The organism is Oceanirhabdus sp. W0125-5 (genome assembly GCF_027938815.1).
Lineage (GTDB): Bacteria > Bacillota > Clostridia > Clostridiales > Clostridiaceae > Oceanirhabdus.
The window spans coordinates 3,319,402-3,333,981 of the sequence record NZ_CP115913.1 but is presented as its reverse complement, the minus strand read 5'-3'; the positions used below and the strand labels follow the sequence as shown (position 1 = coordinate 3,333,981).

At 29.0% G+C, this 14,580-nt stretch carries 15 protein-coding genes and 1 other annotated feature; of the genes, 4 read left to right on the top strand and 11 right to left on the bottom strand.

Translation table 11 applies throughout. The features are described from left to right. Positions 1 to 30: 30 nt before the first annotated feature. The 4 genes from OW730_RS15370 to OW730_RS15355 form a co-directional block, all read right to left on the bottom strand. Entirely contained in the window at positions 31 to 405 is a 375-nt protein-coding gene (locus OW730_RS15370; RefSeq protein WP_271224933.1) for a hypothetical protein, read from the bottom strand. A gap of 231 nt (positions 406 to 636) precedes the next feature. After that, a complete protein-coding gene (locus tag OW730_RS15365; protein WP_271224932.1) occupies positions 637 to 849 on the bottom strand; it encodes a hypothetical protein in 213 nt (70 codons plus the stop codon). Between the two features lie 194 nt (positions 850 to 1,043). After that, positions 1,044 to 1,475, bottom strand: a complete 432-nt coding sequence (locus OW730_RS15360; RefSeq protein WP_271224931.1) for a hypothetical protein — start codon at positions 1,473 to 1,475, stop codon at positions 1,044 to 1,046. A 27-nt stretch (positions 1,476 to 1,502) separates the two neighbouring features. Continuing rightward, entirely contained in the window at positions 1,503 to 2,390 is an 888-nt protein-coding gene (locus OW730_RS15355; RefSeq protein ID WP_271224930.1) for a DegV family protein, read from the bottom strand. Positions 2,391 to 3,085: 695 nt separating this feature from the next. On the opposite strand from OW730_RS15355, the gene OW730_RS15350 reads away from it, so the two are divergent. Further along, entirely contained in the window at positions 3,086 to 4,189 is a 1,104-nt protein-coding gene (locus OW730_RS15350) for a metallophosphoesterase family protein (protein WP_271224929.1), read from the top strand. A 42-nt stretch (positions 4,190 to 4,231) separates the two neighbouring features. Here OW730_RS15350 and OW730_RS15345 read toward each other — a convergent pair whose 3' ends face one another. From OW730_RS15345 to OW730_RS15330, 4 genes are all read right to left on the bottom strand, one after another. Continuing rightward, positions 4,232 to 4,741 carry a hypothetical protein gene (locus OW730_RS15345; protein ID WP_271224928.1) on the bottom strand — a complete coding sequence of 170 codons (510 nt, stop codon included), beginning with the start codon at positions 4,739 to 4,741 and terminating at the stop codon, positions 4,232 to 4,234. A 116-nt stretch (positions 4,742 to 4,857) separates the two neighbouring features. Then, entirely contained in the window at positions 4,858 to 6,507 is a 1,650-nt protein-coding gene (locus OW730_RS15340) for an amino acid ABC transporter ATP-binding/permease protein (protein ID WP_271229583.1), read from the bottom strand. Positions 6,508 to 6,526: 19 nt separating this feature from the next. Next, positions 6,527 to 8,305: an ABC transporter ATP-binding protein/permease gene (locus tag OW730_RS15335; protein WP_271224927.1), complete on the bottom strand. Its 1,779-nt coding sequence runs from the start codon at positions 8,303 to 8,305 to the stop codon at positions 6,527 to 6,529. After that, a complete protein-coding gene (locus tag OW730_RS15330; RefSeq protein WP_271224926.1) occupies positions 8,274 to 8,675 on the bottom strand; it encodes a YbaN family protein in 402 nt (133 codons plus the stop codon). The genes OW730_RS15335 and OW730_RS15330 overlap by 32 nt, the downstream gene beginning before the upstream one ends. A 195-nt stretch (positions 8,676 to 8,870) precedes the next feature. Here OW730_RS15330 and OW730_RS15325 point away from each other — a divergent pair, with 195 nt between their 5' ends. Together OW730_RS15325 and OW730_RS15320 are read left to right on the top strand one after the other, a co-directional pair. Continuing rightward, positions 8,871 to 9,599: a helix-turn-helix transcriptional regulator gene (locus OW730_RS15325; protein WP_271224925.1), complete on the top strand. Its 729-nt coding sequence runs from the start codon at positions 8,871 to 8,873 to the stop codon at positions 9,597 to 9,599. A gap of 77 nt (positions 9,600 to 9,676) precedes the next feature. After that, a complete protein-coding gene (locus OW730_RS15320) occupies positions 9,677 to 9,835 on the top strand; it encodes a DUF1540 domain-containing protein (RefSeq protein ID WP_271224924.1) in 159 nt (52 codons plus the stop codon). 174 nt (positions 9,836 to 10,009) lie between these two features. Here the strand turns inward: OW730_RS15320 and OW730_RS15315 are convergent, their stop codons facing one another. From OW730_RS15315 to OW730_RS15305, 3 genes are all read right to left on the bottom strand, one after another. Then, positions 10,010 to 10,675, bottom strand: a complete 666-nt coding sequence (locus OW730_RS15315; RefSeq protein ID WP_271224923.1) for an MBL fold metallo-hydrolase — start codon at positions 10,673 to 10,675, stop codon at positions 10,010 to 10,012. 232 nt (positions 10,676 to 10,907) lie between these two features. Further along, on the bottom strand, positions 10,908 to 11,852 hold the full coding sequence (locus OW730_RS15310) for a calcium/sodium antiporter (protein ID WP_271224922.1): 945 nt from the start codon (positions 11,850 to 11,852) through the stop codon (positions 10,908 to 10,910). A gap of 251 nt (positions 11,853 to 12,103) precedes the next feature. Beyond that, entirely contained in the window at positions 12,104 to 12,694 is a 591-nt protein-coding gene (locus tag OW730_RS15305) for a methyltransferase family protein (protein WP_271224921.1), read from the bottom strand. Positions 12,695 to 12,907: 213 nt separating this feature from the next. Next, positions 12,908 to 13,145 (top strand) — a binding site (T-box leader). A gap of 94 nt (positions 13,146 to 13,239) precedes the next feature. On the opposite strand from OW730_RS15305, the gene OW730_RS15300 reads away from it, so the two are divergent. Beyond that, positions 13,240 to 14,562: a dicarboxylate/amino acid:cation symporter gene (locus OW730_RS15300; RefSeq protein WP_271224920.1), complete on the top strand. Its 1,323-nt coding sequence runs from the start codon at positions 13,240 to 13,242 to the stop codon at positions 14,560 to 14,562. Positions 14,563 to 14,580 lie beyond the last annotated feature (18 nt).

The window sequence follows — 14,580 nt, the reverse complement described above, 5'->3', positions numbered from 1 at the left end:
AAATATCTCCTCAAAAAGAGGGAGAGAACTTTAGTTAACGTGAGCGACTACATATTCATTAAATTCTTTTAAGTCGTTTTCATTAAAATATTTAGAATTTAATTCAAAGTTTTTACCATCTGTTGTAGAAACATTGATTTTTCCTTTTGAGAAATCAATATCAAGAATATTATTAATTCTTTTTTCCTTTGAAATAAAGAATTTTCTAATGATTAATTCACTACCCTGTACCTCAATCTCTTTAATTAACGAGATGCCAAAGATAAACCACAGAACTACCGTAAAGCCTATAAATCCAAGAATTAAATTCGTACTTTGCTTTCCTGCAAAGCTTGCTCCTATAAATCCACCTAGTGCTGGTAAAGATGCATATATAAATGCAAATTTATTAGCTTTAATTCTCATATTTTCCTCCCCTCTCACAAAAATTAATTAATTGATAAAAATCTACTTAAAATATATTTTATCTACGTAGTTAGACTTTTATCTTTATATTACTTATTCTGCATCTACCTTGAATTTCCTTTTTTGAATAATATTATATAGCCATAAAATTAAGTAGAAAGTACTTGTTAGGTATCTTAACATAATTATATATTTAAAAATAGCAGTAGAGAAATTTCTCTACTGCTACTTTTATTCTAATTCATCCAACTCGTATGTAAATGGATAAACTTCTTCTACAGTTTTATCTAACATAGCTGCAAATCTATTTGCATCTATTTCGGTTACGCTTTCGCTCCCCTTATTAATCTTAACATTCCATACTTCCCCATTATCTTTAACCAACATTTCAGCAGGATAAGTAGAACCATCATCTAGTCTTATTCTTCCGCGTTTCCAAGGCATATTATTTCTCCTCTCTATATGTTTTATAAATATTGTATGTATATTAGAGAGAATTATTTATACTTTCCTTAAAAAGAGGGAGCAAATTATTTTAATATAATTTACTCCTTCTTTTTAATACATGATTTTTATTTCAGTGTTTTAATAAATTCTTTAACTTTTTCTGTGATATAATCAGATTCATAATCCGTTTCCTATATTAAAGCTATTACTAAAACAACAGAAAAGCCTATAATAAATGCAGTTATCATTATTCCTAAAGCTTTTGAGTAACCTTTAGGAGTAATTTCTCCCCTTTTGTCCATTTTAATTATCATTGGGAACAATCTCCAATAAAATGATAGTATTGAGATTATTAATGCAACAACTGTAAATATTTGTGTCATTTGATTACCAAATATAATAACCACTATGGCCATCATAATAAAAATCAACTTAGCACCAGCTACCCAATAAACTAAGTATTTAATAAATTCATGTATTTGATTATCTCGCTTCGATTTTTCCCATGCATTAAATACTCCTACTCCATTACCAATCTGCGAACCTGGATTAAAGTATAATGTCATTATATTGCCAAACTCAATAATGGTAAAAATCAATATTCCAATTTGTAAGATATTCATATGTTTCTACCTTTCATATTTATTCAATCAGTCTTCTCGCTTATCACCTAAAAAGAATAAGGCTACAGTTCCGGGACCAGTATGAGAACCTATTACAGTTCCAATATTGTTTATCATAACGGGACCATTAAGATTAGGAAACTTTTCCTCAACCAAATCAGCCACCATCTGTGCATCATCATAGCATGCTGAATTAGAGATGAAACACTTCCCTGAATACTCCTTACCGTTATTCGCATGTTCTTCCATCATTCGTACAATTTCGGCTCTAATATGTTTTTTACCTCTAACTTTCTTTCGAGGAACTAGTTTACCGTCAAAGCTCATGTTTAAAAGCGGGCAAATGTTCAGCAGGTTTCCAACAGCAGCAGATGTTGCTGAAATTCGGCCCCCACGTTTATAATGTGTAAGATCAGTAGAAAAAAACCAATGGTGCACATTAAGCTTGTTTTCTTCTATCCAAGAGTATATCTCTTCAATTTTTCCTCCATTATCCCTCATATCTGCAGCCATATCTATGAGAAGCCCATACCCAGATGATGCTGCTAAGGAATCTGCAATCAATATTTTTCTATCGGGATATCTTGATAGAAGATCCTCTCGTGCAATGCATGCAGAATTGTAAGATCCTGATAACCCTGATGAAAAAGAAATGTGAAGGATATCCTTTCCATCTTTCAAATATGGTTCAAAAAAATTAATAAATTCCCCAACGTTCACCTGAGAGGTTGTAGGCATAGATCCTTTCGCAATTCTATCATAAAATTCATCAAATGAAATAGTTTGTCCTAGATCATCTAAATATTCTGTTCCATCAATAATATAATGAAAGCATACAAAAGGGATACTTCTATTTTTGAAGTACTCATATGGCATATCCGCTGTACTACCAACTGTTAGAACAAAATTACACATATAAAACACTCCTTACAATATAGTCAATAATCGTGAATTCAAAACAACTTTATATTGTTATATTCTAGAAAACATTAAATATACCTTCTAATCTTCATAAGTATCAATGAATTTTCTATATTTATAGTATTTGCTTCTTTTTATTATCATCAAATAATAAAATATAATATAATTACAAGGAGGCAAAAATGGAAAGTAAGTTACCAAAAACCCTAATTATTAGTTTTTTTACATTTACTTTAACTTTATCTATCTATAATATACTGATTTTTTTATCAATGAGACCCTTTTGGTATTTCATAGATAGAGATACTAAGACACCATTTATTAATCAATTACCATTTTCAACTCTATTATTTAGCATATACACTGGGTATTTTATATATTCTCTTATACTTTTTATTCTTTTAATTAACAAACCTAAAAAAATTATTAATCCAGTATCTATTTCAAATATTGTTATTCCAATAATACTTGGAGTATTATTATCATCCTTTAGTACTTACTTATTTAGCAGGATGGAGGGGTCACAATATTTAGTAACCTCTTATTTAAAATCCCCAACACCATATTTGTTTATCATTGTGCTATTTTTTATCCTTATTTTTTTTAGCCCTACTTTAAAAATTTGTCAAATTCCTATATTTTATTACTCTGCCATAGTTGTTGCTTTAATATTAATACTCATGAAAATAATGAATTTTGGTAATGTGAAAATAACCTCTGGTCCTAATGTACAAGTTATAGACAAGGACCGTATTGCAATAATTTGGACCACAGATAAAAACAGCACTGCTACTGTAGAATATGGACCTGATATAGCTCATCTAAAGAAAGCTTCTATGTCATCTAATGGACTAATCAATGCTAATACTAAATATCATAAAGTAGTAATACCTATCTCTAATAATAATTTAATAATTTACAGAGTTTCCAGTACTAATATCAAACATATTTATCAGAATAACGTTAACTATGGAAACACAGTCTTTAGCAGCTTCAAAAAGTACAGCAATTTAAGTTCAAAAGATAAATTAATATTCTATACACTAAATGATGTACATGAAAATAAAAATATATATGAAAAATTTCTACCAAATGATGATTATGATTTTGTTGTATTAAATGGAGATATTATTAATACAATAGACAGCACTTCTGATATAGTAGATAAAATTTTAAGTCCGTTATCTGTTACTACCAATGGTGAAAAACCATTTTATTTTGTTCGAGGTAACCATGAAACAAGAGGTGGTGCAGCAAGAGAGTTATCGAACTATATAGCGCTTCCTAATAATAATCATTATTACACCTTTAGCTTAGGACCAATATTCGCTGTAGTCTTAGATTCTGGAGAAGACAAACTAGATTCACACCAGGAATATAGCGGATTAGTAGATTTCGAAAATTATAGAAAGCTTCAAACAAAATGGCTCAAATCTATATATGATAGTGATGCATATAAAAATGCAAAATATAGAATCGTATTTGTCCATATTCCCTTGGATGAGTATAGCAATGCAGGAGCAGCAGTTTTTAAAACTTATCAAAAAAATTGGTGTGATATATTAAATAAAATGAAAATTGATGCAGTTTTTGCTGGTCACACTCATGTTCCAGCAGTAGTAAAACACGATAATAAAGAATTTACTTTTCCATTAATATTAGGTGGAGGTCCCACTGAAAATCAAGATAAATATATTGCAATCAGAACTGAAGTAACCGAATCAGAAATGAGAATTTCCTTTGTAAGGTTCGATGGTACTGTTACAGCAGTATATACTATACGAAAGGATTAGTCATAGTGATTCAACAAAAAAAAACTACCCCCGACTAATTAATTAGTCGGGGGATTCAAATTTTCCCAAACGCACTGCTATGGTACATTGATTGTCCCCAGATAATACGGTCTCATAAGGCTCCATCAATACATTTTCTCCGAATAATGGTCCGAACAAAGGACGATAGAACTCTGCAGCGCACTTACAATAGTATTTAGGATGTTTCTCTTTGGAGTGGTTGTAGTGGTCACAGTGACAATGTCGTCCTACTAGTGTGTTATTATCTGAGCAACCACCACCACATTCTTCCGCTGATATCTTCGTAATGAAAATTGTATTCTCATCTACACTGTACCAGAAACCCTTTCCGATTACGTTCTCTCTATTCATCTCAATCGCAAAAGACATAGGATCAGGAAATTTCTCAAATATTTGTGCCGCTCGCTCCACTACAGTCTCTTCAATTTTGCATGGGCATACCCCATTTAGTGTGTAAAAATGACTATCATACATAGTAACTCCCCTCCTAACATGTAAATATATATTAATTATAGCATTTAATAGCGACAACAGTATGTCGCTATTAACTTGTACAATTATTTTTTACATAGAGGTGATTGACTCTAAAATATGTTTTATAACAATTATTGGATTATGGAAAATCATCCTGTGACCGCTGAATTACATTACCTTTTAAAAGTAGTAATCCCATGTTCCGTAGCATATACCTTTTTCTCACAAATTGAAACACTGCTTTTTCTATGAGAAACCATTATTACAGTTTTATCACTGCATTCATTCTTTATACTTCTCAGTATTACAGCTTCATTTAATGTATCTAAATTACTTGTAGGTTCATCTAATATAATAACAGGGGCATCACGTAAAAATGCTCTTGCAATACCAAGTCTTTGCCTTTCTCCTGCAGATAAATTTCCTCCAAGCTCACCTACATTAGTTTCATATCCTTTTGGAAGTGTTTTTATAAATTCATGTATTGATGCTTTCTTGCATGCTTCTACAACTCGCTCATGTGATGCATTCTTATTCCCAATTTTAATATTATTTTCTATACTATCATTGAATAAAAATGTCTCTTGACTCACTAATGATTGATTCTTTCTAAGTGTTTTACTTGGTATACTATTTATATTTTTATTACCAAATTTTATACTTCCTGATTTAACATCCCAGAATCTCATTATAAGTTTTATTAAAGTGCTTTTACCACATCCACTAGGACCTATAATTGCAAGCTTATCCCCTTTATTTATTTGAAGACTCACATTTCTTAATAGTTTCTCTTCTCTTGAAGCATAGCTGAAATCTATATTTTCTATAGTAATATCATTTGTTACTAATTCTATTTCTCCCTCAATCTCATTTACAGCTGGCACTTCGTCTAAGATGTTAAATAATCTCTGTGCACAGGCAAAAGTATGAACCAGGTTATTAGATAGATTACTCAAAGCTACTACTGGTCCAAATGAACTTGATAGCAACACTATTGCCACTAATACCTCACCTAAATTTAGAATTCTATTTTTATATAAAACAACTCCTGCAAATAGAAAAGTAAGTATAGATATCATTATAGTAACATCAGTTAAAGCTTTAATTAATCCTTCATGTGATTTTATGACTTTTAACTTTGAGTTTAATGTGTCACTATTATCATTTATTTCTTTAAGTCTTTTTTCACCTTCACCAAATAATAAAACTTCCTTTATACCTCTTAATGAATCTAATAAAAAACTATTTGTCTTTCCAAATTCATTTCTATATTCTATACCTGCTTTATTTCCAAGTTTAGATAATACAACAGGTATTACATATCCAATAGTAATATAGAAAACTGATGATAATATCCCAAAGTAAGGGTTTAATTTAAATAATACTGTTGATATTATAATTGAAGTTAGTATTGCAATAGCAATAGGTGCTATTGTATGTGCATAAAAAACTTCTAGTAATTCTATATCACTGGTAATTATTGATATTAAATTACCCTTTTCTTTTGTTTCAAGCTTTGCAGGTGCTAGTTTTCTTAATGCTTTATACACCTTGTCTCTAAGTATTGCTAGTATTCTAAATGCTATATAGTGTCCAGAATATTGCTCTACATACCTTAAAATCCCTCTTAGTATCGCACAAGCGATTATTATACTTACAGCCTTTGATACACTAAATCCCATATTTATTCCCAGTTTAGCAGCTACTGCTACTGCTCCAAATGTGGTTATTGATATTGCAGCTAAAAAACCTAGGACTCCAAAAGTAATTGTAATAAACATTATTGGAGATAAGGGTTTCAAAATCTTTATAAGTCTAGCCATAATTTTAATACCTGTTTGTCTATTCTCCACTAATAGCTACCTCACTTTCAACACTTAATCTATTGTCCATTATACCCTCTAATTTTTCTTGATTAATAAGTAAATCATAATATTTTGATTTATTCTTCATAAGCTGATTGTGACTTCCGAACTCAACCATATTTCCATTATCCAATACATAAATCAAATCTGCGTTTCTTACATTAGCTAATCTATGTGATATTACTAAAACTGTTTTGTTCTTAGCTATTTGATAAATGGATTTCCATATCTTCTCTTCGCTTTCCACATCAATATTAGAAGTTGCCTCGTCGAATATAATGATTTCTGGATTAGAGATTATTATTCTAGCAAGTGCCAATCTCTGTCTTTGTCCACCAGATAAAAAAGCTCCGCCCTCTCCTACATTAGTCTTTAATTTATTTGGTAGGTCTAGCACAAAGTCATATAAATTAGCTTTTTCAAGAGCATATTTTATCTCTTCATTAGTCGCGTCATATTTACCCATTTTCATATTATCTTCAATGGTTCCATTAAAAATATATGAGTTATGACTTATAAAACCTATTTTTTCTCTTAATTTATTAAATGGAATATCATTTAGGTTAAGCCCATTTAAAGTTATTTCACCATTGTCCACTTTCTTTAGTTTTAGAAGGAGGTTAGTTACTGTACTTTTCCCGCAACCACTTTCTCCAACTAATGCTACCATCTTTTTATTTTCAATATGTAGGTTTATATCCTTTAATACAGTCCTTTTTTTATCATAACTAAAATCTACATTATTAAATTTAATATTAATATTTTCAAGTAACTTTTTCTCTTCACCTGTTAATTCTCTTTCATTTTCAACTTTTTTATCTAATAAATTAAATATCTTATCACTTGCAGCAATTCCATTCATAGCCACATGGAAGAATGAACCTAATAATCTTAATGGAATAAAAAATTCTGACGATAATAATATTATCACTATAACTCCACCAACTGAAATCTTACCTAATGAGAATTCATTTATAGCTATTAATATACCTATCGCTGCACCACCAAATGCTATTAAATCCATTATATTTATAGAATTAAGCTGCATTGCTAAGACCTTCATAGTTATCTTTCTAAAGGTCTCAGCCTCTTCATTCATTTCATTGTTTTTTTCTCCATCTAAATCAAATATCTTTAATGTCGTTAACCCTTGTAAATTCTCCAAAAAAGAATCCCCTAGGTTTGTATATATGTTCCAGTATTTACTTAATAATTTCTTAGCTATTTTCATAACTGCTATTATAGAAATTGGTATTAGTGGTACACATAAAATAAGTACTATAGCTGCTTTTAAACTAATAAATGATACTACTATAAACAAAGTCATCGGAGCTAATAAACTATAAAACAACTGTGGAAGATATCTTCCGAAGTATACTTCAAGAGCCTCTACACCATCTACAGCTATTTGTACTGTTGATGAAGTTGAGATTGTGTCTGTATAATTTACCCCTAACTTTAGCAACTTTTTATAAATCTTCTCCCTTAATAATTTTCTTACCTCGGCAGATGAATAATAGGAGAATCTAGTTGATAACCTATTACAAGTAAATCTTAAAAGGAGCATAAAAAATATGAAGAGCAAATGTGGTATTAAATTATTAGAAATTTTTTTCTTGTATAAATCATCTATCATATGGCCTATAAATACTATTATAAATATATTACATATTATAGATACCCAATTCATTAATACAGTAAGTCCTACCCACTTTTTAGAACTTTCACTTAGTGATAGTAATCTTTTGTTTATCATTAGTTTCCACCTCTTCTTTTAAAGTTTTTATCTTTGTAAATACTACTATCTTTACAATAAGTATGACTACTATAACACCTCTCATTATTGTGTTTTCTATTAATACAATAATGAGAGACAGCATAATTGTTACAGGAGTGAGTATAATCATTTTTGATTTCATAGTCATACCTCTATTTTCCTTCAAAGGCTTAACATGCTCTTCATAGAATTTTGTTCTCTGGAATTTTTCATTCAAACTATCACTACTTTTTAACAAGCAAAATGATGTAAGCAGCATGAATGGAGTTGTAGGTATTATTGGTAGCACAATTCCTATAATACCTATTAAAAAAGATATTAGACCTAATACCAAATATAAAATTTTCAAACTTAGTCCTCCCTGATTTAATTACTTAAATTTTTTCATTTGACATATTAACAATAATAATCAATAATAAATAATAAGCAATTGATATTAATTATCATTATTATAAGTTATTCTATATCATTACGGATTGATTGACTTAATTATATTTGTTTTTTTATAACTATATGTAACTTATTTTTGTGGAGGTATAATGATTTGAACATTATAAATGATATAATTACAGACTTTTTCAACTGTTGTAATTTACCTGTTATGGCAGTAGATATTGATTTTAATGAGATGTGCAAAGTTGGATATAACCCACTTCTTGAAAAAAATATTATTAAGTACGATATATATAAAGATATTAATTTTGATTCTGATGACTCACTTAGTCTTTATTTAAGCTATGAAAATGACATTAATTTTATAATAGTTTCCATATCTAGATATAATAAATATAGAGGATATTTCGTAATAGGTCCGTTTAAATGTAAAAATGATGATAATAATTCAATTCCATTTAAACCGAACAGTTGCTTAGAATATCTACCTTCTATAATACTAAATATATCTGATAGTAAGTTTAGTAAAGGAATGAGTAATTTAAAATTTAATGTCCATGTAAAAAAAGCAATCCGACATATTCATGAAAATTATACTCATTTCATAAACTTAGATAATCTATGTAATGATTTATCTGTGAATAAAAGTTATTTTTGTAAAGTATTTAAAAAGGAGACAGGCTTTACTTTTTCTAGTTTTTTAAATAATTATAGAGTAGAAAAGAGTAAATATTTACTAGAACATTCTGATTTATCGCTTCTAGATATAGCTGTGTCTGTTGGATTCAACACTCAAAATTATTATTCTATAGTATTTAAGAAATATATGGATATAAGTCCATTAGAGTATAGAAATACTATCTCAAATAGCAATTTATAATAAATTTACATTGAATAAAATTAAATAAACTCCTAATAATAATATAGTAAAATTTAAGTTAATAGGAGGAATTGATTATGCCAAGAAATGAGAACATAGGATGCACAGTTAATGAATGTAGACATCATAGTAATGAGGGTCAGTATTGTTCTTTAAACAGAATACAAGTAAAAAAACACGGTAATACTGCTAATACAGTTGAACATACTGATTGCGGCAGCTTCGAAGTACGCTAGTAATTTGCTTAATACTGCTTATATAAATATAAGCAGTATTTTATAACTCCCTATAATTATTGAATTAATTTCACTATATTCAACCATTCTATACTTTCTACTTTAATGTTTATAGAAGGAAATATTACTTTAAAGGATATAATTTTATATTTCTTATCTTGTGGAAATTTTTATTTAAATCCTCTTTAGAAAAGGATTACCATGAGAGGGATATATCTTAATAGGATTATAGTTTATCATACTTTCCCATGACTCCATGTAGTCTTTCAGATTTTCAATCCAAATTATTATTCGATTCATACTTGGAAAACCGTTCATTACAGCATCCCCACAAAAAAGTGAACCGTCTTGAAAGAATAATCCAATTGAATCTATTGTATGTCCAGGTAGATTAATTATTCTACATCTTAATTCTTTTTCTAGTATAGGTTGTGTAACTTCATCCAAAATAATATATCTATTTTTTCTATCTACTGGTTGAAATCTATGATCCCCTTTTCCTAGTAATTTCATAATTCTACAGAAAGTTAATGCCAAATAGCTTGTGCATCCACCTTCAAATGAATTCTTACCTTCCTTTAACCTTTCTACAGCTTTCCTATGCAATATAATTCTTGCATCACAATTGTCTAGAATCTCGTTCAGAAAACCTGCATGATCATCATGAGCATGCGTTAGGAAAATATATGATATATCTTTTAGCTCAATATTATGTCTTCTTAGTCTTTTACAAAAATCAATAAACTGTTCTTGGTAACCAGTGTCAATTAACAAATATCCATTATCCAACTGTATTAAGTAATTATTATTTATTCTATTACCAACATTAATAATTTTCATTATATCACCTTAATATTCAATATTTAACCTTAATATTCAATATTTAACCTTGAGTCTTCATGATTCTTAATTACTGTTGACTTAGCGCTGTAAATCAAATGTAATTTATTTTACTAAAAATAAGACAGGACTAATATACCAATAAGCCTTAAATTATTTTATTAATATATTAGTCTTACTTCTTTAAATTGTTCTAAAAATAATAATTGATATGTTTGTGTTACAGTAAGACTTATATAAGGAATATACCAGAATAAAACACGTAAACCATTATCAAAGTGAAGCCTTCTATTCTTGAAATCTCAGCATTTTTCAAACAGAAGAAGTACGTCAAAACTGTTATCCCCATTAAAACTATAATATCTATTCCAGAACTCCAAGTAATTGTTAGAGGTTTTAAAAGAGAAGATAATCCTAAAACCAATAGTATGTTAAAAATGTTTGAACCTATAATATTACCTATAGCCATTTCACTTTCTTGTTTTTTTATTGCAGTAAGTGAAGTGACTAACTCTGGTAACGACGTACCGATGGCAACGATAGTAAGTCCAATAATACGATCACTGACACCGAAATTTCGAGCAATAATGACACTATTATCAACTACTGCATTTCCGCCTAATACTACTCCTACTAGGCCTAATACTGTAATAAAACCGTTTTTCAATATCCCTTTATCTTTTTTGTTATACTCTTCTGTTTCTGAATTTGTTCTACTTTTTAATGCGAAATTGATTGTTCTGTAGAAAAATATACAGAATAAAAATAGTAATAAAATACTATCGAGTTTTGATAATATCATAACTCCAGATGGATTAATCACTACAGATAATAGCATTAAAGAAACAGTAGAAACTAACAAGAATGGGAAATCACCCTTTAAAATATCACCAGAAACACTCAAGGGTTTAATTATAGCTATTACACCTAAAACAATCAAAATATTAAAAATACTAGATCCTATTACATTCCCCAATACAATACCTGTAGAGCCTTTTATAGCAGCGTTGAGATTTACTGCTAATTCTGGTGCACTAGTTCCAAAACCAATGATTGTCAAACCTATAATTGCAGGTGGAATCTTAAAAAAATCAGCTATTCTCGCAGCACCATCAACAAAAAAATCAGCCCCTTTAACAAGGAAAACAAATCCTACTATAAGGAAAATAAATTCCATATTACCCCCTCCCCAAAAAAATGAGACTTTTAGTTATAACACATTCATGAACGCATTATAACTAAAAGTCTCGTATTCTTAAAATTAAGAAAGATAAAAACAGGCATAGCCGTATTGTTGTCTTTACCTACAATTCTCATTGAGAATTGCTACTACTCCCTTTTAGATTTTGATTTTATAATCTTATATTCAATAAATTAACCTAACTCCCAACTTAGTATCATTTTATCATATAAAAATCTCATTTTCTATTATTTTCCAAAATATCTCCATGTTTTTTTCTTATAGTCTAAATACTCATTTCCAAATATAGTATTAAGAAACTTTTCCTCTTCTAGTATTTGAAAATGAAACATTACGATTGAAGCACATGCAAAAAATACATTAAAAACATTTGAGAATGAAAGTGCTAACCCAATATAAAATAGATCAAACCCTACGAATGCTGGATTTCTACTGTATTTATAAATTCCATTACTAATCATTTTAGTATCTTGAGTATTATCAATTCCCGCTCTCCAACTATCATGCATTGTTACCATTGCAATAATAAAAATGATGACACCTATCGTGGAAATTATAAAACCACTATAAATAAACCAATCTTTTTGAATTAATATAAGTATTTTTTTAATAAATAAAATACTTATAAGCTGTATAACTGCTGTCATTAGTGTTATCATTTTCAAAATCACTTCTATAACAAAAGTTTTTTTAGGTTTAATTCCTTTACCCATTCTATCAGTTTTTATGCCGCTCTTACTTTGTGAAAACATTTTTGCAAAATAACTTCCATAAAAAGATAAATAAATTATTATACCTATAATCTTATATGTATTCACTTACATCCCCCTTTAGACTTAAAACAAAAAACTTGTTTTTTGTGAATAAGTTAACTTATAACATTAAAATTGTATAACTAGATATTAAATTATATAATTAAGTATAGTTTTTCATATCTCTATTATAACATTAATTTCCAAAGCCTTTATTATTGACAAATTTTTTATTTTAATTTAGAATAAGTAACAAGTTAATGGTAAGAAATTATTAAACTAAACACATTGATCAGGAAAAGTAGATTATATGAGGCATACAGAGAGAAACTCCATGGGTGAGAGAGTTTTATGTACAAGTATAGTTGAAGTGCCCCTGTGAGTGGAAAGCTGAACTATAGTATGCTTTTTCGGATTCTCCCGTTATAGAGATATGGTATAATTTAGTACCAGAAAAAAGATGGACAGTAATGTCTAATCAGAGTGGAACCGCGGAAGTATACCTTCTGCCTCTGGAGTATTTCAGAGGCAGGAGGTTTTTTTATTTTTAAGAATTATAACTTGGCCAAGTTGTAAAAAATATAAATTTAAAATTTATGGAGGTATTTTAAATGTTATTAACATATGGTAGTATTTTAGTTTCAATTGTAATATTTGTATTTTTACACAACTTAAACAAAAAGAAAGTTAATTTTGGAGTAAGAGTATTAATTTCAATGTTTATGGGTATCACTATGGGAGCAATCTTCAAAAACAATATTTTAATTATTGAACCTATAGGAAAAATCTTTGTATCCCTGATTAAAATGGTGGTAATACCACTCATAGTAACATCATTAATTTCAAGTATAACATCACTTGAAAGTCCACAACAATTAAAAAAGATTGGTTTAAAAACCTTAGTATTACTTTTATCTACAACAGGAATTGCTGCAGCTATAGGTATATTAGTTGCAAACGTAATGAATTTAGGAAACGGTATTCAATTCGCTAAAGATACTTCTTTCCAAGTAAAAGAAATTCCTGCTTTTAGTAAAATCTTAATAGATATGATACCTAAAAATCCACTTGCATCAATGGTTGAAGGAAAGATAATTCCTGTTATAATTTTCTCCCTATTTGTTTCAGTAGGCATAATTATTGAAGATTCAAAAAAAACGGAAGCTATCAAACCTATAAAAGATTTCATTAATTCCTTTGCACAGGTTATGTTTTCAATTACAAAAATAATAATTAACTTAGCACCTTACGGCGTATTTGCTCTTATGTCTGCAACTGCTGCTAAAAATGGAATTGCAACATTAATTCCTCTTGTAAAAGTAATTGTTGCTATGTATATCGCCAGCGTATTACACATGATATTAACATATGGAAGTTTATTAACATTTGTAGCAAAAGTTAATCCTATAAAATTTTTTAAAAAGCTTTATCCTGCACAGGTAGTTGCATTTACTACTCAAAGCAGTTATGGAACTTTGCCTGTAACATTAAAAACTTTAACTAATAGATTAATGATTTCTGATAAGATAGCTAGCTTTGTTGCTCCTATTGGTACTAATGTAGGTATGAATGGTGGCGGTGGTATTTATCCAGCAATTGTTGCAATTTTTGTAGCTAATGTGTTTAAAATTGAATTATCCTTTAGCCATTACTTACTACTTGTTACTACGACTGTTATAGGCTCCATCGGTATAGCAGGAGTTCCTGGTGCTGCAACCATTGCATCCACTGTAGTATTATCAAACCTTGGTCTTCCAATTGAGGGGCTAGCTATGGTACTCGGGATTGATGTAATTATGGATATGGTTAGGACAATGATAAATGTAACTGGTGCATCTGTAGCAGCATTTTTAGTAGCAAACTCAGAAGATGAATTTGATAGAGTTAAATTTAACAATGATGATAAAGAAAATTATAACCTAAAATTAGCTTAAAATTTCTGAAAGGATGTT